Raw genomic sequence first — 18,516 nt, forward strand, 5'->3', positions numbered from 1 at the left:
ATTCAGTTCAATTCATGGTGAGGCGGGTTCGACGCCGTGCAGCGCATTCCGCGCGCTCAGCTTTGCGACGCCTTCGGCACGATGTTGTTGGCCATGACCTCGCCAACCGGCCCAGCCAGCGGAACATTGCCGAGCCGTTCGCGCACGTTGCGCGGCAAATGCGGGAACACCAGTTCGGCGAAGCGGTACGCCTCTTCGAGATGCGGATATCCCGACAGAATGAAGGTATCGATGCCCAGATCGGCGTACTCGCGCAGACGCTGCGCCACGGTTGGCCCGTCGCCTACGAGTGCCGTGCCTGCCCCGCCGCGCACGAGCCCCACGCCCGCCCACAGATTCGGCGCGATCACGAGCTTGTCGCGGCGTCCGCCGTGCAGTGCCGCCATGCGCCGCTGGCCTTCCGAATCCATCTTCGCGAACTGCGCCTGAACACCCGCGATGGTCTCGTCGTCGAGCTTGCTGATAAGGGCGTCGGCCGCGCGCCACGCGTCGTCTTCCGTCTCGCGCACGATCACATGCAGACGCAGGCCGAAGCGCAACGTGCGTCCGAGTCTGGCGGCGCGCGCACGCACGTCGGCGATCTTCTCGGCCACGTCGGCCAGCGGCTCACCCCACGTCAGATAGACGTCGAGTTGCTCGGCCGCGATCTGGCGCGCCACCTCCGACGAGCCACCGAAGTACAGCGGCGGATGCGGCGTTTGTACCGGCGGGAAGAACAGCTTCGCGCCCTTGGCTCGCAGATGCTTGCCTTCGAAATCGACGCGCTCGCCGCGGTGCGATTTCTCGAACAGCGAACGCCAGATGCGCAGGAACTCGTCGGTGACGGCGTAACGCTCGGCGTGGCCGGCGAAGAAGCCGTCGCCTTCGAGTTCGCCCGCGTCACCGCCTGTGACGACGTTGATCAACAACCTGCCCCCCGACAGGCGATCGAACGTCGACGCCATACGCGCGGTAAGCGCGGGCGAAGCGATCCCCGGCCGTACGGCGACGAGAAACTTCAAATGGCGTGTGGCGCCAATGAGGCTCGATGCCGTCACCCAGGCGTCTTCGCAAGAACGTCCCGTGGGCAGCAACACCCCCTCGTATCCGAGCGAATCGACGGCGCTGGCGATCTGCCGCGCGTAATCGAAATCGAACACCCGTCCGCCGTCGGAGGTCCCCAGGTAACGCGTATCGCCGTGTGTCGGAATGAACCAGAAGACTTGCATGCGAACTCCGGCACTCAGGCGGCGAGCGTTGCCCGGGCCGCAGCCGTGCGTGCGGCAACGGCCGCCGCGACCGGCCACTGACGAATCACCTCGCGTTCATGCAGCCACTGCGAGAGCTGATCGACCGTTGCGCCCAGTCGCTGGGCGATCGACGCATCGAGCGTGGCGCCCTCTTCCTTCGGCACCTGCTGATCGACAGCGAACACGCCGCGCAGGATGTGCTGCGCGCCGAGAGCGGAAAGCACCGGCTTGAGCGCGTAATCGAGTGCGAGCAGATGCGCAGGGCTGCCCCCGGTGGCAAACGGCGCGACCAGCTTGTCGGCGAGACCGTCTTGCGGCAGCACGTCGAGAAAGGCTTTGAGCAGACCACTGTAGGCGGCCTTGTACACCGGCGTCGCGACAATCACGGCTTGCGCACCGGCGACTTGCGCAAGCGCATGGCGAAGGTCGTCGTGCGACGTGTCGGCGGCGAGCAGCGCTGCCGGCGAGAGCGCACGAATGTCGATGCGGCGCACCGCAATGCCGGCCGCAGCCAGTTCGGATTCGACAAACCGCAGCAAACGGGCGCTGCGCGAGGCGGCCGACGGGCTGCCCGAGATCGTGACGGCGTATGTCATACTTCCCTGCCAAAGACGGGCCGTATGCGTGCTGGCACGCTGGCCCTGAGGAATCAAAGCGCACCGGGCGCACAACGGCCCGACGGGCGGCTTGCGCAGTGCTTACCGGATCGTCCCGGCTACTGGAGAATCAGTGTAGCGATCCGCCCTGTGCACCCGAACCAATGAATCCGGGATTGCTTTGCGCGTTTTTTCATAACCTGAAGTCATGTACCTTCCACGCCTTATTCCTCAGGACGGTGCTAACGTTTGATTCCCGAGCGTTTGCCGTTTTCACGTCACCTCCATCATGTCTGCCCCGATCCTCGAACTGCGCGAGTACCGTCCGACCGACAGCACCGACACGCACGATTTTCATCAGGTCGTGATCGGACTCTCGGGACGCATGTCGATTTCGCTGGATGGCGACGCCACGCAGTCCGGTCGCGTGGGGGCGCGCAACGGTGTTGTGATCCCGGCGGGCGTGCGGCACGATTACCGGGGCGACGGGCCCAATCGTCAGGTCGTGCTGGATGTGCCGTCGCACCTCGCCACAATGACAGGCACAGAACGGGCGTTCTCACATGAAGCGTTTTTTGCACTCGACGCAAAGCTGCTGGCACTGGTCCAGCAGGTGAGCGCGAGCGTGGACGACGGACACCCCCTGAGTGCAGACGATCCGGTCGTGCGTGAGTGGCTTACCGCGCTTGTGGCGCGCCTGGCACCGGCGCGGCCCGCGTTGCGCACTGTCCGGCTGGATCTGGCGTGCATCGACACCCGGCTGCAAGCCGAACTGGCGAAACCGCCCGATATCGCCACGCTGGCAGGAGAGGCCGGAATGAGCGTGCGGCATTTTCACGATTGCTTTGTCGCGCTGAGCGGCGAGACACCTCATCGGCATCTGATGCGCCTTCGGCTCGCGCGCGCGGCGTCTCTGCTGGCCGCGAACGACGCGACGCTCGCCGACATCGCCCTCGATGTGGGCTTTAACGACCAGAGCGCCCTCACCCATGCCTTCCGTCGACACTTCGGTAAAACGCCCGCTGTCTGGCGGCGCGAACACGCCGGGTGCGGCGTCACCGCCTCAGTCAACTGATCCGACTGCACCCGTTGCGCCGCCCCGGGCCGGCTTCCGTCTGCCGAAATTCACAAGCCAGGACCGGCGGCAACGCGCTACGCTTTGTGCCTATTCATCCGTCGACAAAGAAATAGGGAACAGGACATGGCCGAGACCATCGAGTGGCAGGACTTCGAGAGGATCGATTTGCGCGTGGGCACGATTGTGGCGGCCCGCGTCAATGAGAAAGCGAAGAAGCCCGCCTATGTGCTGGAAGTCGATCTGGGGGAATTGGGCGTAAAGACGTCAAGCGCACAGATCACCGTGCACTACGCCCCGGAATCGCTGGTGGGCACGCAGGTGCTGTGCGTGTGCAACTTCGCGCCGAAGCGCATCGCCGGGGTCGTCTCGGAAGTCCTGATTACCGGTTTTGCCGACACCGGCGGCGCCATTGTCCTCGCGGGTGTCGAACGCCCCGTCCCCAACGGCGCGCGACTGCACTGACCGGGGCCGCCCGGCGCATCGCTAACAGCCGGGCGTCGCCGGTCGGAGACATCCGAATGCCGAATGGCATTCGTCCGAAAATTTTTCGGACATGCGACACCAATTCCCAAAACTTCGGTCGAATCGCAACATCGGCCGGCACAGGTCCGCCGGTGATCGACAGGCACGCAACGACGTGCGCGAAGTCATGGGGGACGTCATCTTGAAATCACTGCTTTATCGCCTTTGTCTCGGACTGGGCGGACTCGCCCTGTTCTGGGCATTCGGCATGCTCGGCGCCAGCGAATACGGCAAGAGTGCGGCGCTCATGGCGACGGCCCTGCCCGGACTCGCCGGCCTTTGCCTGTTATTGCGCTCGCGTGCGGCGTGGTTGAGCGCGACAACGCTCTGCGTGATTGCCGCCTTCTTCCTCGACGCGGCGACCAAAGGGTTCCTGCGCGATTACTTCGGCCTGCGTCCGAATCATCTGCTGGTGTTGCAGGCGGTGTTCAACACTAACCCGTCGGAGGCTGGCGAGTTTTTCCGTCACAACTGGCGCGACATCGTCGAGGCGAGCACCGTCTTCGTGATACTGATGTCAGCCGTGATCGTGCTGGAGCGCCGCCTGTCGCGCGCTGAGGCGACGAGCGCCCCGCCTTCGCTGCGCCGCAGCGGCAAGATTGCCGTTGCCAGCCTGCTCACCGGCTTTCTCGCGCTGCACCTGAATCCGACGATGGCCAAGGAAAACCCGTTGCTTTACTGGCCTATTCGCTATCTCGACTATCAGGGACAACTGGCCCACGCCGCCAAGCTGCAACGCGAACTCGAACGCAACATGGCGCAGCGCGCCGACTGGCGCGTGCAGTATCACGGGCCTGAGCGCAAGACTGTCGTGTGGGTGATCGGTGAGAGCCTGAACCGCAATAACATGTCGCTCTACGGCTACGCGCGCAATACCACACCGATGCTCAACTCGATGCGCGACGACCTCACCGTGTTCCGCGATGTAGTGTCGTCGGAGCCGGCGACGATGGCATCGCTCATGAAGATGCTCACGCCGGCGAGCCTCGACGATCCCGAGGCCTGGACGCGTCAGCCCGATCTCGTGATGCTCGCCCGGGAAGCCGGGTATCGCACCTATTGGATCTCGAATCAGGTGCCCAACGACGGCTGGCTCGGACTGGTGGCCAATCGCGCCGACGAGCGCGTCTTCATCAACAAGGGGTTTGGGCGGGGCGAGAACAATTTCGATGGCAATCTGCTGCCCGAGTTCGACGCCGCACTCGCGAGCGACGCGCCTCGCAAGCTCATCATCGTGCATTTGCTGGGCGCGCATCCGACCTACGATATGCGCTACCCCGAGGAGTTCGCGCGCTTCGACAACAGCGACGATGCCGTCATGACCACGCTTGAGGCACAAGGACGCTCGCTATGGGTACGCCGTCTGCGCAACGAATACGACAACGCCATGGCATACAACGATTACGTCGTCGCCAGTCTGATCCGCAAGACCATGTCGGCCACGGCATCGGCCGATGCCAGCCTGCTATTCAGTTCCGATCACGCGCAGGAAGTCGGTCATACGCGCAATCACACGGGGCAGTCGGTCGCCGATGCCTCGGGCTACGAAATTCCGATGCTTGTCTGGACTCGCGACAAGATCAATTCGCAAACACGCGCCGCGCTTGAATCCCGGCCGTATCAGACCGACCAGATCGAACACACGATGCTGGGCATGCTCGATATCGACTCGGCGTACTACGACGCCTCGCACGATGTGTTGAGCGACGCGTTTCGGCCGCGCCCGCGCAGCATCAACGGACGGGCCTACTGAGGCAAAGCCCGCGTTTTCGCCCGAATTCAAGCGCAAGAAGCGGAGCGTTTGCGCCTGTGCATCGGACTAGACTGCGCCAAAGGGATTTCCCCCCCAAAAAACGGAGCAGCCGCAATGGCCGATGGCACCCCACAGCAAGCAACCGTCTCGCCCGGAAAACGCGTCGATGCCCCGCGTATCCCGTCACTGGTGAACAATCTCTCGCAAGCCAATCTGGCGGCGCAGTTCAGCGAACAGATGACGCTTGCTGTCATACCGATCATGGCGGTTATCGCGCTAGGCGCATCGGCAGCGCAGACGGCGTTGCTGCAAGGGGCAACGACATTGCCGTTTCTGCTGCTGTCGCTGCCCGCCGGCGTGCTCGCCGATCGATACCGGCGCAAACCGCTCATGATCGCGACGGAACTGCTGCGCGCTCTTGCGCTGCTGCTTCTGTTTGCGCTGTTCCGCAGCGGCATGCTGACGCTCACCGCACTGGCCGTTCTCGGCTTTGCCATGGCAACGGGCACGGTGGTGTTCGGTGCGGCGGCCCCTTCGCTGGTCGCCGCGCTCGTGGGCCAAGGGGACTTGCTCGCCGCGAACCGACGGTTGGAGATTGCCCGCAGTGTGGCATTCACCGCCGGCCCCGCACTCGGCGGCCTGCTCGCGGGGTGGGCCTCGGGCACCCCCGCCTTCTCCGGCGCTTTCCTGCTCTCGCTCGCCAGCGCCTATTGCCTGTCGCGGCTACCGCACGAGGCACCTCGACCGATATCGCGGCGTCACTTTTTCCATGAGTTGATGGAAGGTGTCCGCTTCATTGCCATGAACCGATACCTGCGCCCCATCGTCGCGACAGCCTTCGTCTTCAATACCTCGTGGTACCTGCTGCTGGCAGTCTTTGCGTACTACGCGATTCACTCGCTCGCGTTCACGGCTCAGATGGTGGGCATTGCGCTGGGCGTTTACGGCTTCGGCATGGTGTGCGGCGCGTTTGGCTATGCGCGCATCGCAGCACACTTCCGGTTTGGCAGACAAATCGTTCTCGGGCCGGCTTGCGCTACTGTCGCGGCGCTGTTGATGGCAGGAACGTTGCCGCTGTCCGGTGGGATGACGATCTATGGCGTGGTCTTTGGTGCCTTCTTCCTGTTCGGTTTCGGCCCCATCGTATGGACGATTTCGACGACATCGCTGCGGCAGGTCGTCACGCCAGTCAGACTAGTAGCCCGCGTGTCGGCGGCAACCATGACCGCGACGTTCGGTGCGCGTCCTCTCGGTGCGTTTCTCGGCGCATGGCTCGCGGCGAGCTTCGGCACCAAGGCCTGCCTGATCGGTATGTCAGCCGGATTTGCCACACAACTCGGCATCATCCTGTGCTCTCCCGCCGCACGGCTCACCTCACTCGACGCCGCACCCGCCAGATAGGCGGCCCGTCATCGCCACCGGCAAGCGGTGAGCGACAAAAAAAGCCGATGCGATAACTCGCATCGGCTTTCTCCCTTAGCGGGTACGCGTCAGACTTCCAGACGCGTCACGAACTTCGGCTGCAGATACGCTTCGAGGGCTTCCGGTCCACCCTCAGAACCGTAGCCGCTATCCTTCACGCCGCCGAACGGCACCTCCGGCAACGCCAGACCCGCATGGTTGATCGTCAGCATGCCGCTCTCGATGCGCGCCGACAGACGATGCGCCGTGCCTTGCGACGTCGTATACGCATAGGCCGCCAAACCATACGGCAGGCGGTTCGCCTCGGCGATGGCTTCCTCTTCCGTATCGAACGGGTTGACGATGGCCACCGGGCCGAACGGCTCTTCGTGCATGATCTTCGCGCTCATTGGCACGTTGCACAGCACCGTCGGCGCGTAGAAGTGGCCGCCTTCGGTCACACGCTTACCACCGGTCTTGAGCTGCGCACCGTTGGCGACGGCGTCGTCCACGATGGCGCTGATCGCTTCGAAACGCTTGCCGTTGACCAGCGGGCCCATCGTCGTCTCCGGGTCCAGACCGTTACCCACGCGCAACGATTCGGCGGCCTTCACGAAGGCGTCGACGAACTGATCGTAGACACCGCGTTGCACGAGGAAACGCGTCGGGGCAACACAGACCTGACCGGCGTTGCGGAACTTGCCTGCCGCGAGGTTGCGCACGGCCGCTGCGATGTCCGCGTCGTTGAAAATCAGCGCCGGGGCATGGCCGCCGAGTTCCATCGTCACGCGCTTCATGTACAGACCGGCCATCGCGGCCAGTTGCTTGCCCACCGGCGTGGAGCCCGTGAACGACACCTTGCGGATGGCCGGATGCGGAATCAGGTACGACGAAATTTCGGCCGGCACGCCGTACACGAGGTTAAGCACACCGTCGGGCAGACCGGCATCGGCGAAGGCGCGAATCAGCGCGGCCGGCGACGCGGGCGTCTCTTCCGCGGCCTTCACGATCACCGAGCAACCGGCAGCCAAGGCAGCCGAGACCTTGCGCACGACTTGATTGACGGGGAAATTCCACGGCGTGAATGCCGCCACCGCACCGACCGGCGCCTGGATCACCATCTGGTAGACGTTCGGCACGCGAGCCGGGATCAGACGCCCGTAGGCACGCTTACCTTCTTCCGCGAAAAATTCGATGATGTCGGCAGCCGAGAGCACTTCGCCCTTGGCTTCGCCGATGGGCTTGCCCTGCTCCATCGTCATCTGACGTGCGATATCGCCGACACGCTCGCGCAGCAGACCCGCAGCCTTGCGCATGAGTTTCGCGCGCTCGAACGGAGCGATTTCGCGCCACTTGGCGAAGCCGGCTTCGGCGGCGGCCAGGGCTGCGTCCAGGTCCGGCTGGGTAGCGCGCGCCACCGTACCGATGATTTCGCCCGTCGCCGGGTTCTCGATCGGCAGCGTGAGGCCTTCTGCGCCCGCCTTCCACTGTCCATTGATGAAAAGTTCTACGTTGTGCGACATGCTGAAATCTCCGATTGGCAACACGCCCGACAGAATAACGCAGGCTGGGGATTCCTGTTGCCCTCCCCGCGCAGCCGGGCGCTGCAGCGTGGGCAGCCATGTCATCACACGAAAACGAAAAAAAAGCCGGCGGCGCAGGGACTATTTTCCCCCAACGCTACCGGCCCTCTCGGGCCCGGATTACGCGGCCTTGCCTTCTGCGACAAGACATCGCCCCGGACCACGTTTCAGCCCGCCAGAATTTCCTTCAATGCCTGCGTGAAGCTCTGGCACTCGGCCTCGGTGCCCACGGTGATGCGCAGGAACTGCGCCACGCGCGCGTGCCTGAAGTGCCGCACGATGATCGACCGCTCCCGCAGGGCGGCGGCCAGTTGTGCCGCATCGTGCGACGGGTGACGCGCGAACACGAAGTTCGCCGTCGACGGCAGCACGTCAAAGCCAAGCGCTTTCAGACGCGTCACCAATCCCTCACGGCTCGCGATCACGGCCTGACGCGTCTGCTCGAAATACGCGTCGTCTTCGATGGCCGCCACACCAGCCGCCTGCGCGAGACGGTCGAGCGGGTACGAGTTGAAGCTGTTCTTCACGCGCTCGAGCGCTTCGATCAGATCCGGATGCCCGATGGCGAAACCCAGACGCAAGCCGGCCAGCGAGCGCGATTTCGACAGTGTTTGCACCACCAGCAGGTTCGGATACTTCGCGATCAGCCCCGCAGCACTCTCGCCACCGAAGTCGATATAAGCCTCGTCGATCACCACGACGGAATCCGGACTCCCCGCCAGCAGACGCTCGATCTCGCCGGAGGCCAGCACGCGGCCGGTCGGTGCGTTCGGATTCGGGAAAATGATGCCGCCATTCGGCTTGAGATAATCGTCGACGCGAATCTCGAACGTCTCGGTCAGCGGCACGTTCTCGAACGCCACGCCGTAAAGCCCGCAATACACCGGGTAGAAGCTGTACGTGATGTCCGGAAACAAAATCGGCTTGTCGTGCTTCAGCAACCCCTGAAAGACATTCGCCAGAACTTCGTCCGACCCGTTGCCCACATGCACGTTGGCCACTTCGAGCCCGAAGCGCGTAGCGATGGCCTGCTTGAAACGGCGCGCGTCGGGATCGGGATACAGCTTGAGCGCGTCGGCATCGCTGCCGAGCGCCTCGCGAATCGCAGCCAGCACACGCGGCGACGGACCGTACGGATTCTCGTTGGTGTTGAGCTTGATGAGACGCTGCATCTGCGGCTGCTCACCGGGAACATAGGGCGTCAGATCGGCAACGCCCGCACTCCAGAATCGACTCATGAAGACGGCTCCGCTCAGCTAACGAAACCGCGAGCCAGATCGGCCCGAATGTCGGCGGGCGACTCCAGCCCCACCGCCAGACGAATCAGCCCTTCCGTGATGCCCGCGGCGGCGCGTGCTTCCGGCGTGATGCGACCGTGCGTCGTGCTCGCCGGGTGCGTGATCGTCGTACGCGTATCGCCCAGGTTGCCGGTGATCGAGCACACGCGCGTGTTGTCGATCACACGCCACGCGTTCTCGCGCTGCTCGGCGGGCGTCGCCCCCTTGAGTTCGAACGCGACAATCGCCCCGCCCGCCTTCTGCTGACGCTGCGCGAGTTCGTATTGCGGATGCGACGGCAGCCCGGGGTAGAACACGCGAGCCACTTGCGGTTGCTGTTCCAGCCATTGCGCAATGGCGAGCGCATTGGCCGACTGCTTCTCGATGCGCAGCGACAGCGTCTCCAAGCCCTTGAGCAACACCCAGGCGTTGAACGCCGAGAGGGTCGGGCCGGCACTGCGCACGAACGTGAAGATCTTGCCCATGATGAAGTCCTTCTTGCCGACGATCGCGCCGCCCAGCACACGGCCTTGCCCGTCGAGGTACTTCGTTGCCGAGTGCACGACGACGTCCGCACCATACTCGATGGGACGCTGCAATGCCGGTGTACAGAAGCAGTTATCGACGACGAACAGGGCCCCCGCCTCCTTGGCAATCTTGCCGATGGCGGTGATGTCGGCAATATCCGTGAGCGGGTTGGACGGCGTTTCGAGGAAGAACATCTTCGTGTTCGGACGAATCGCGGCGCGCCACGCCTCGGGATCGGTCGGATCGACGAAGGTCGTCTCGACACCGAAGCGGCTGAAAATCGTGGAGAAGACGTTCAGCGTGGAGCCGAAAATGCTCTGCGAACTGACGAGGTGATCCCCCGCCGAGAGGGTGGCCATGACCACCGAGACAATGGCGCTCATGCCCGAGGCGGTCGCCATGCAGGCCTCGCCGCCTTCGAGCGCCGCCAGACGATCCTGGAACATCGACACGGTGGGATTGGTGAAGCGCGAGTACGTGAATCCCTCCTCCGAATGCGCAAAGCGTTCGGCGGCCTCGGCCGCGCTCTTGAATACGAAACTCGAGGTCAGGTAAAGCGCCTCGGAATGCTCACCAAACTCGGAGCGCTGCGTGCCCGCGCGCACCGCCAGGGTATCGAAGTCGAAGGAGTCCATCGTGTATCTCGTGATTGGGTTGGCCCGATCGCCGGCCAAAAAAAGAAAAGCCCGTTTCGCTGTTCAGCAAAACGGGCTCGAAATCCATCTGTCTAGGCCTCGCTTTAGCTGTTTCGGGGATGTTCCCCCACGTCCGCAAGCTGAAATCAAATCGACGTGAAATGCAGTGTAGCACGTTGCAGGCGAGGAAGGAAAATCCCCCCTGCCCACCGGGCGTTCGCCCGACTGGTCGGCCTCAGGCGCCGCTCAGAGGCCAAGTTGAGCCCCGCGCGGCTCGTTATCGTCGCCCTCATTCGCTTCCGCAACCGGCGCCTTCCGTGCCTTGCGTTGTTGCTCCAGGCGGTTCAGGTACTCGGTCGTCACATCGCCCGTGATGTACTTCCCGTCGAAGCACGACGCATCGAAATCGGACAGCGCCGGGTTGATGTCACGCACGGCGGCCTTCATGTCCTCGACGTCCTGATAAATCAGTTCGTCGGCACCGATGATGCGCGCCACTTCTTCGTCGCTGCGATCATAGGCCACCAATTCGCTGCGCGTGGGCATGTCGATGCCATACACGTTCGGGAACTTCACCGGCGGTGCAGCCGACGCGAAGATCACCTTGCGCGCACCGGCGTCACGCGCCATCTGCACGATTTCCTGGCTGGTGGTGCCGCGCACGATCGAGTCGTCCACGATCAGTACGTTCTTGTCCTTGAACTCGACGCGCATGGCGTTGAGCTTCTGGCGCACCGACTTCTTGCGCATCGCCTGACCGGGCATGATGAAGGTGCGGCCAACGTAACGGTTCTTGAAGAAGCCCTCGCGATAGTTCAGACCCAGTCGCTTGGCAACCTGCATGGCCGCCGGACGGCTCGAGTCCGGAATCGGCATCACGACGTCGATGTCCTGATAGTCGATCTCGCGGCGAATCTTCTCGGCGAGGTAGTCGCCCATGCGCAGACGCGCGTCGTAGACCGCCACGCCGTCGAGCACCGAATCCGGACGCGCCAGATACACGAGTTCGAAAATGCATGGGTGCATCGACACCGACTCGGAACACTGCTGCGACACCAGTTCGCCGTCGTTGCTGATGAAGATCGCCTCGCCCGGCTTGACGTCGCGCTCGAACGCAAAGCCCATGCCTTCGAGCGCCACCGACTCCGACGCCACCATCCACTCCGTGCCGTTCGGGCCATCGAAGCGGCCGATGCACAGCGGACGGATACCGTTCGGATCGCGGAACGCGAGCAGCCCAAAGCCGGAGATGATCGAGACGATAGCGTACGAGCCGCGCAGACGGCCGTGTACCTTACCCACCGCTTCGAACAGCGACGCGACGCTCAGACCGTCGCGCGCGCTTTGCTGCAATTCGTGCGCGAGCACATTGAGCAGCACTTCGGAATCGGAGGTGGTGTTGATATGGCGGCGGTCGACGCGGAACATCTCGTCCTTGAGCTGTTCCCAGTTCGTCAGGTTGCCGTTGTGCGCAAGCACGATGCCGTAGGGCGCATTCACGTAGAACGGCTGGGCTTGTGCGGCGCTCGACGAACCGGCCGTCGGGTAACGTACCTGACCGATGCCGACCGTGCCCGGCAAGTCGCGCATGTTGCGCGTGCGGAACACGTCGCGCACCATGCCGTTGCCCTTGTGCATGTAGAACGACTGGCCGTCCGTCGTGGCGATACCGGCGGCGTCCTGCCCGCGGTGCTGCAACAGCAGCAAGCTATCGTAGATGAACTGGTTGACAGGGGACTTGGAGACTACACCGACGATGCCACACATGGCATAAATCCTTCAAAAAACAGCGAAATCTGTGTCAAACGGAGGACCGTATTATCCGTCATTCGGCAACCTTGTGCAGGCCGGTCGACGGCGTGCCCGATCCACTGCTGTGCATGCCCCACCCCTGCTGCTGCGCACCGCCCAGGCCATCGCCCGCCAAACCGTTGCCGGCGCTGCCCTCCCGCAGGGTGCCGCCACCCATCAGCCTCGACACGCCGGACATCGCGCCGCCGCTCTGGCTGCCCGAATGCCCCTGCGTACCGTTACCGCCCTGCCCGCCGGCATCCGGCGTTCCCCGATAGGGTTCCAGTTGTAGCAAGGGAATTGGCGTTCCCAGCGGATTGACGCTCGGCATCGCGGCCTCAGGCTTATGCAGGTAGTGCTGCACAGGCTCGGGCAGGTAAGGCATGAGCCGCTCCAGCCCCGCGTCCACCCACGGGCGTACCAACGAGTGCTGCCATACCGGTTGTTGCGGCAATGCCGTTAACTTGGCGGCGACCATCAACAACATCAAGAGCAGAATGCCGCGAACGATACCGAATAACATCCCTAAACCGCGATCGGCCGGGCGCAAGCCGATCATATCGGTCATGCGGCCCACGAGCGCGCTGACGATGCCTGCGCCGAACACCACCGCGACGAGCACCAGCAGGAAACCGAGTGCGCCCTGCGTCATCTCGCCACCGGGCAGGTCGGCGGGTAACCAATGCGCCACCGCCGGGCCGAACGCGCGCGCCACGAAGAACGCCACCACCCAGCCCACCAGATTGAACAGCTCGCGCACGAGTCCGCGCAGCATGCCCAGCAGCATCGAGCCAATCAGAATGGCAATTGCCGCGTAATCCACGACGGTCAACAGACCGCTATGCACCGTATCGCCCAACTCAGCCCGCCTCGGCGACCTGCGCCGTCAGTCCGGCGTCACGAATCTTCTTGCCGGCCGCTTCGGCACTGTTGCGATCGGGGAACGGCCCCGCGCGCAGCAGATACAGCTCACGGCCGTCGACCGTGCTCTTCACCATGTAGCTCGGCACGTTCACGAGCTTCAGTTTGACGAGCCATGCCTGTGCGCGATCCTGCGTCGAGAAAGCGCCGATGCGCACCAGATACTTGCCGCTCGACGACGCCGGTTTCTGCGTGTTGTCGTGGCTATCGGCCGGCTTGGTGGCCTTGGACGTCGTATTGTTCTGCGCGAACTGCGCAATCGGGTCGGCCACGTTGTTGTTCGGCTGCGCCTTGGCCTGCGCCTTGGCCGTGTCGTGCGAGTCCGGCTTCGCAGCAGGCTTCGTCTCGGCACGCTGCTCGGGCTTCTTGACGTCGGGTTTGACGTCCGGCTTGTGCTCCGGCTTTGCTTGCGCCACCTGCGGTTCCGGCACGGCGCTCGGTGCCGGAGCAGGCGCCACGGCGGTGGCCGGGGGCACGCCCGTCGGTGCAGGGGCCGGCGTCGGCGCGGGCTTGACCGGGTTGGCGCCGGCCAGCGTGCTGCTGTCGAGCGCTTCCTCACCCTTGTCGAGCGAAGCGTCGGACGGCGGCGTAACGGCAACCGCCGCATTCGGCTTCACGCGCACGGGCGGCGAGTTGGCATCCTTTCCGGGGATCTGGATGGCGATGTCGTCGGCGGCCGGTTTCGGTTCGGGCGCGAGTACCATCGGCAAAATGATGACGGCCGCGAGCACCAACGCCAACGCGCCGACCAGACGGCGGCGCGCGCGTTGCTTCTCGGGCAGCAGCGGGTCGAGTTGCTCGTGCTCGCTGTACTCGCCCCCTCCCGCCGTACGGGTGCCGGTTCGGCCGCTCCTGCGGCTACCGCGCTTCGGGGGAACGGCTTCGGCGTCTTTCTTGCGGAAGGAAAACAATCCCATAGGGCCTTGGCTCAGGTCGTAACTCGCGTCGTTGGACTGATCATCGCGCATGTGGTGCGTCATACGCATGACATTTCTCGTAAGAAAATGTCACGGCAAACGCACCTTCACACCTCAGTGGCGCTGCAATTTGCGGTGCGACATCACACCCGCCACCGTAAAGAACGATCCAAAAACTACAATTCTATCATTCTCCCCGCACTGCTCGAGCGCGGCGGCATAGGCTTTCTCGGGGGATTCGAAGGTCTCGACCGAATGATCCGCATCTTCCACGAACCCCACGGCCCGCAACTTCTCTTCAAGCAACGCCGGCGTGGCGGCACGCTCGGTCGGCAGCGCACACAGACGCCAGTGATCGACCTTGTCGACGAGATGGCGCAGCACGCCTTCGATGTCCTTGTCGGCCATCGCACCGAACACGGCATACGTGTACGGGAAGAAGCCCATGCCATCGAGATTGTGGCCAAGCGCTGCGGCCGCATGCGGATTGTGCGCGACATCGAGCACCACCGCCGGACGCCCCGGCAGCACCTGGAAACGTCCCGGCAGTTCGACCGATGCAAGCCCCAGACGAATGTCCTGCGCCGAGACCGGCAGCCGATCGCGCATCGACTCGAGGGCGGCAAGCGCCGCCGACGCGTTGAGCAACTGGTTCGCGCCGCGCAGCGCCGGATACGCCAGCGCTGGACGGCGCATCTGACGTCCCCCGTAGCTCCATTGCTGCTTGTCGCCCTGATAGTTGAAATCGCGGCCGAACAGCCATAGGTCTGCGCCGATGCGCTCCGCCTCGGCGACAAGCGTGGCCGGCGGCATGGGATCGCCGCAAATCGCAGGCTTCCCGGGCCGGAAAATGCCGGCCTTCTCGATGGCGATCGCCTCGCGCGTATTGCCCAGATACTGCGCGTGATCGATGTCGATGCTCGTGATCACGGCACAGTCGGCATCGACGATATTCACCGCGTCGAGCCGTCCGCCCAGACCGACTTCGAGAATCACGGCGTCGAGGCCGGCCGTGGCGAACATGTGCATGATCGCAAGCGTGGTGAACTCGAAGTACGTGAGCGAGACCGGCGTATCGAAGCTCGTGCGTGCGGCTTCGACGGCTTCGAAGTGCGGCAGCAGCGTGGCGTCGTCGACGACCTCGCCGTTAAGGCGCGCGCGTTCGTTGAAGGTCAGCAGATGCGGCGATGTATGGCAACCAACGCGGTAGCCCGCAGAAAGCAGAATAGCTTCGATGATTGCGCAGGTCGAACCCTTGCCGTTGGTGCCGCCTATCGTGAAAACGGGGCACGGGAATTGCAGTCCGAGCGCCTCTTTCACGCGGCCAATGCGCGTGAGGCCCATATCAATGCCCACGGGGTGAGCGGTTTCGAGATGGGCGAGCCAGGCGTCGAGAGTGGAGTATGTCGGCATGGATGTGCGAGGCAGAAAAACAAAAACGCGGACGTCACTAACGTCCGCGCTTCATTCCTGCTAAGGGATGCATTCAGGCGCCGCTCGCGCGGCACTGCGTGGCGTTGCGTAATTCTACGCTGTTGCACCGCCCTTGGGGGCACTGCAACGGCGAGCGCCGCGCCATCGCACGCGTGAATTTGCCGTGCTCAGGCGACGGCGTCAGCCGGCTGGCACTGCATCAAAGCGATCAGGCGAGCGATCTCTTCACGCATCTTGCGACGGTCGACGATCATGTCGATCGCGCCCTTCTGCAACAGGAACTCCGAACGCTGGAAGCCTTCCGGCAGCTTTTCGCGCACGGTCTGCTCGATCACGCGCGGGCCGGCGAAGCCGATCAGCGCCTTGGGCTCGGCCATCACCACATCGCCGAGGAAGGCGAAGCTGGCGGACACACCGCCCATCGTCGGGTCGGTCAGCACGGAGATGAACGGCAGCTTGGCGTTCGTCAGCTTGGTGAGCATGGCCGTGGTCTTGGCCATCTGCATGAGCGAGAGCAGGCTTTCCTGCATACGCGCACCGCCCGAAGCGGTCACGCAGATGAACGGCACGCCCTGCTCCAGCGCATTCTGCGCGCCGCGCACGAAGCGCTCGCCGACCACCGACCCCATCGAGCCGGCCATGAACGAGAACTCGAAGCACGCGACCACGACCGGCAGCGTGTGGATGGCACCGCCCATGACGACCATCGCATCGGTCTCGCCGGTGTCGTCCATCGCTTCCTTGATGCGATCCGGATATTTGCGGCTGTCCTTGAACTTCAGCGCATCGACCGGCACGATCTCCTGGCCGAGTTCGTAACGGCCTTCCGGATCGAGCAGCGCATCGAGACGTGCACGCGCGCCAATGCGCATGTGATGGTCGCACTTCGGGCAAACGTGCAGATTCGCTTCCACGTCGTTGCGATACAGCACGGCTTCGCACGACGGGCACTTGATCCACAGCCCTTCCGGGATGCTCTTGTTGCGCTGCGTCGGATCGGTTTGCTTGATCTTCGGGGGCAGCAGCTTATCGAGCCAGCTCATAGTTTCTCCTTGGCAAACGCCCGCACCATCAGGGGCGGGCGTTTCGGGGCGACCGTATGACACGGCCGTTTCAATTCAGCGTTTCACCGGACGGTGCGGCAAAATTACGCCGCGAATTTACGCCGATTTGGCGCCCTCGTCGAGCGCCTGGCGAATGCCGCCGATGAATTCAGCCAGCGATTTTACCGCGTTCTGGCCCGTCAGATCACGCGGCGTGTTTTCCAGTCGCTGGACGATGGCGCTGCCGATGACCACGGCGTCCGCCACACTCGCCACGGCACGGGCCGTTGCGGCGTCGCGAATACCGAAGCCCACGCCCACCGGCAGGGCCGCAGCGGCCTTGATCTGGGGAATTTTGGCGGCAACGCTGTCCATATCCAGGCTCGCGGCGCCCGTCACCCCCTTGAGGGAAACGTAGTACAGATAGCCACTCGCCTGACGCGCCACGGCGGCGATACGCGCATCGGTCGATGTCGGCGCGAGCAGGAAGATCGGATCGATGCCACGGGCACGCACGGCGCTCACATACGCCTCGGCTTCCTCTGGCGGGTAGTCGACCACCAGCACGCCATCCACACCGGCCGTCGCGGCACGCTCGGCGAAGGTGTCGAGGCCCATCGCCTCGATCGGATTGGCGTAGCCCATGAGGACGACTGGCGTGCGGTCGTTGGTCTGGCGGAATACGGCCACATAGCCGAGCACCTCGGCCAGGCTCACACCACGGGCCAGTGCACGCTCCGAGGCGCGCTGGATCACCGGGCCATCAGCCATCGGGTCGGAGAACGGCACGCCGAGTTCGATGACGTCGGCACCGTTGTCGGCCAGCGCATGCATCAGCTTGACCGTCCAGCCCGGCTCGGGATCGCCGGCGGTGATGAACGGAATGAGGCCCTTCTTACCCTGCGCTTGCAAGGCTTGGAACGTCGCTTGAATGCGGGACATGATCGGAAAGTCTCTGAAGTCTTTGATTGGCGAGCGCGTGGTAATGCGCGTTCAGCTCGTAGCCGACGAATCGCCGGCCGTGCAGCGCGCAAGCCACGGCAGTCGTGCCGCTGCCCATGAACGGGTCGAGCACGAGACCGCCGGGCGGACAACTGGCCAGCACCATGCGCTCGATGATATGCAGCGGTTTCTGCGTCGGATGATCGACGCGTTCGGGGTCTTGCCGGTGCAATCGCGAGATCGACCACAGATCCTTGGGGTTGTAACCCAGTTCCAGCCACTTGCTGCCCTCGAAGATACGGCGCGAGCGCGCCTTCTTCGTTGCGGCGTCATACGGCACGCGCACGGCATCGAGGTCGAAGTAGTAATCCTTCGAGACCGCGAAAAAGCCGATGTTGTCGTGGACCGACGAAAACCGCCGGGTGCTGCCGCCCATGCTGGGCACGCGGCGATCCCAGATGATCTCGTTGATCATCAGCATGCGCTGCTTCAGAAATACGAACAGCTCCGGGGCGTACTGCCACGTGCAGAACAGGTAAAGCGAGCCGCGCGGCGCGAGCTTCGGAACCGCCGCCTCGAGCCAGCCGTACGTCCAGCCGAGGAAGTCCTCGCCGGAGCGCTTGTCGGAGTCGTTGCCGTAGTCCTTGCCGAGTCCATAAGGCGGGTCGGCAAGAATCAGGTCGACGCTGCCGTCTTCCAGTTCGTGCAAGTGATGCAGGAAGTCGGCATGACGCAATGTGATGTCGCCCGGCGCCCAACGCGCGCGCAGCTCCCCGGCCGCTTCCATGGCCTCGAGACGCGCGGCGGCGGCTTCGGTGGCGTCCACGGGGCGCTCTGCCCCGAGGATGTCATTTTGTGCCTTGCGA

16 protein-coding genes are annotated in these 18,516 nt (G+C 63.9%); 4 read left to right on the forward strand and 12 right to left on the reverse strand.

Annotation, left to right across the window (positions count from 1 at the left end; translation table 11 throughout):
- Positions 1-56 precede the first annotated feature (56 nt).
- Entirely contained in the window at positions 57-1,208 is a 1,152-nt protein-coding gene (gene ssuD / locus C266_RS01775) for an FMNH2-dependent alkanesulfonate monooxygenase (protein WP_010807345.1), read from the reverse strand.
- Between the two features lie 14 nt (positions 1,209-1,222).
- Entirely contained in the window at positions 1,223-1,825 is a 603-nt protein-coding gene (gene ssuE, locus C266_RS01780) for an NADPH-dependent FMN reductase (protein WP_010807346.1), read from the reverse strand.
- Between the two features lie 289 nt (positions 1,826-2,114).
- On the opposite strand from ssuE, the gene C266_RS01785 reads away from it, so the two are divergent.
- The 4 genes from C266_RS01785 to C266_RS01800 all read left to right on the forward strand — a co-directional run bounded on the left by C266_RS01785 (position 2,115) and on the right by C266_RS01800 (position 6,579).
- A complete protein-coding gene (locus C266_RS01785; RefSeq protein WP_010807347.1) occupies positions 2,115-2,900 on the forward strand; it encodes an AraC family transcriptional regulator in 786 nt (261 codons plus the stop codon).
- 126 nt (positions 2,901-3,026) lie between these two features.
- Positions 3,027-3,365 (forward strand): tRNA-binding protein, encoded by a 339-nt coding sequence (locus tag C266_RS01790; RefSeq protein WP_010807348.1) that lies wholly within the window; start codon positions 3,027-3,029, stop codon positions 3,363-3,365.
- A gap of 202 nt (positions 3,366-3,567) precedes the next feature.
- Positions 3,568-5,178, forward strand: coding sequence for a phosphoethanolamine transferase (locus C266_RS01795; protein WP_144265673.1), 1,611 nt, complete (start codon positions 3,568-3,570; stop codon positions 5,176-5,178).
- Between the two features lie 114 nt (positions 5,179-5,292).
- Positions 5,293-6,579, forward strand: a complete 1,287-nt coding sequence (locus C266_RS01800) for an MFS transporter (protein ID WP_010807350.1) — start codon at positions 5,293-5,295, stop codon at positions 6,577-6,579.
- Between the two features lie 89 nt (positions 6,580-6,668).
- Here C266_RS01800 and C266_RS01805 read toward each other — a convergent pair whose 3' ends face one another.
- From C266_RS01805 to C266_RS01850, 10 genes are all read right to left on the reverse strand, one after another.
- Complete coding sequence (locus C266_RS01805) at positions 6,669-8,102, reverse strand: NAD-dependent succinate-semialdehyde dehydrogenase (protein ID WP_010807351.1); 1,434 nt, start codon at positions 8,100-8,102, stop codon at positions 6,669-6,671.
- Between the two features lie 227 nt (positions 8,103-8,329).
- Entirely contained in the window at positions 8,330-9,400 is a 1,071-nt protein-coding gene (hisC, locus tag C266_RS01810; RefSeq protein ID WP_010807352.1) for a histidinol-phosphate transaminase, read from the reverse strand.
- Positions 9,401-9,414: 14 nt separating this feature from the next.
- Positions 9,415-10,602, reverse strand: a complete 1,188-nt coding sequence (locus C266_RS01815) for an O-succinylhomoserine sulfhydrylase (protein ID WP_036660939.1) — start codon at positions 10,600-10,602, stop codon at positions 9,415-9,417.
- A gap of 246 nt (positions 10,603-10,848) precedes the next feature.
- Positions 10,849-12,369 (reverse strand): amidophosphoribosyltransferase, encoded by a 1,521-nt coding sequence (gene purF / locus C266_RS01820; protein WP_010807354.1) that lies wholly within the window; start codon positions 12,367-12,369, stop codon positions 10,849-10,851.
- Between the two features lie 58 nt (positions 12,370-12,427).
- On the reverse strand, positions 12,428-13,252 hold the full coding sequence (locus C266_RS25975) for a CvpA family protein (RefSeq protein WP_010807355.1): 825 nt from the start codon (positions 13,250-13,252) through the stop codon (positions 12,428-12,430).
- Between the two features lies 1 nt (position 13,253).
- Positions 13,254-14,300 (reverse strand): SPOR domain-containing protein, encoded by a 1,047-nt coding sequence (locus tag C266_RS01830; protein WP_010807356.1) that lies wholly within the window; start codon positions 14,298-14,300, stop codon positions 13,254-13,256.
- 45 nt (positions 14,301-14,345) lie between these two features.
- The gene (gene folC, locus C266_RS01835) at positions 14,346-15,644 is read right to left on the reverse strand and encodes a bifunctional tetrahydrofolate synthase/dihydrofolate synthase (protein WP_010807357.1); all 1,299 of its coding nucleotides are present in this window, start codon (positions 15,642-15,644) and stop codon (positions 14,346-14,348) included.
- 188 nt (positions 15,645-15,832) lie between these two features.
- Entirely contained in the window at positions 15,833-16,708 is an 876-nt protein-coding gene (gene accD, locus C266_RS01840) for an acetyl-CoA carboxylase, carboxyltransferase subunit beta (protein WP_010807358.1), read from the reverse strand.
- A gap of 117 nt (positions 16,709-16,825) precedes the next feature.
- The gene (trpA, locus tag C266_RS01845; protein ID WP_010807359.1) at positions 16,826-17,650 is read right to left on the reverse strand and encodes a tryptophan synthase subunit alpha; all 825 of its coding nucleotides are present in this window, start codon (positions 17,648-17,650) and stop codon (positions 16,826-16,828) included.
- Positions 17,604-18,437, reverse strand: a complete 834-nt coding sequence (locus C266_RS01850) for a site-specific DNA-methyltransferase (RefSeq protein WP_144265684.1) — start codon at positions 18,435-18,437, stop codon at positions 17,604-17,606. Before C266_RS01850 ends, trpA begins: the two co-directional genes overlap by 47 nt.
- Between the last annotated feature and the right edge of the window lie 79 nt (positions 18,438-18,516).

The organism is Pandoraea sp. SD6-2, from assembly GCF_000389825.1.
Taxonomy (GTDB): domain Bacteria; phylum Pseudomonadota; class Gammaproteobacteria; order Burkholderiales; family Burkholderiaceae; genus Pandoraea; species Pandoraea communis.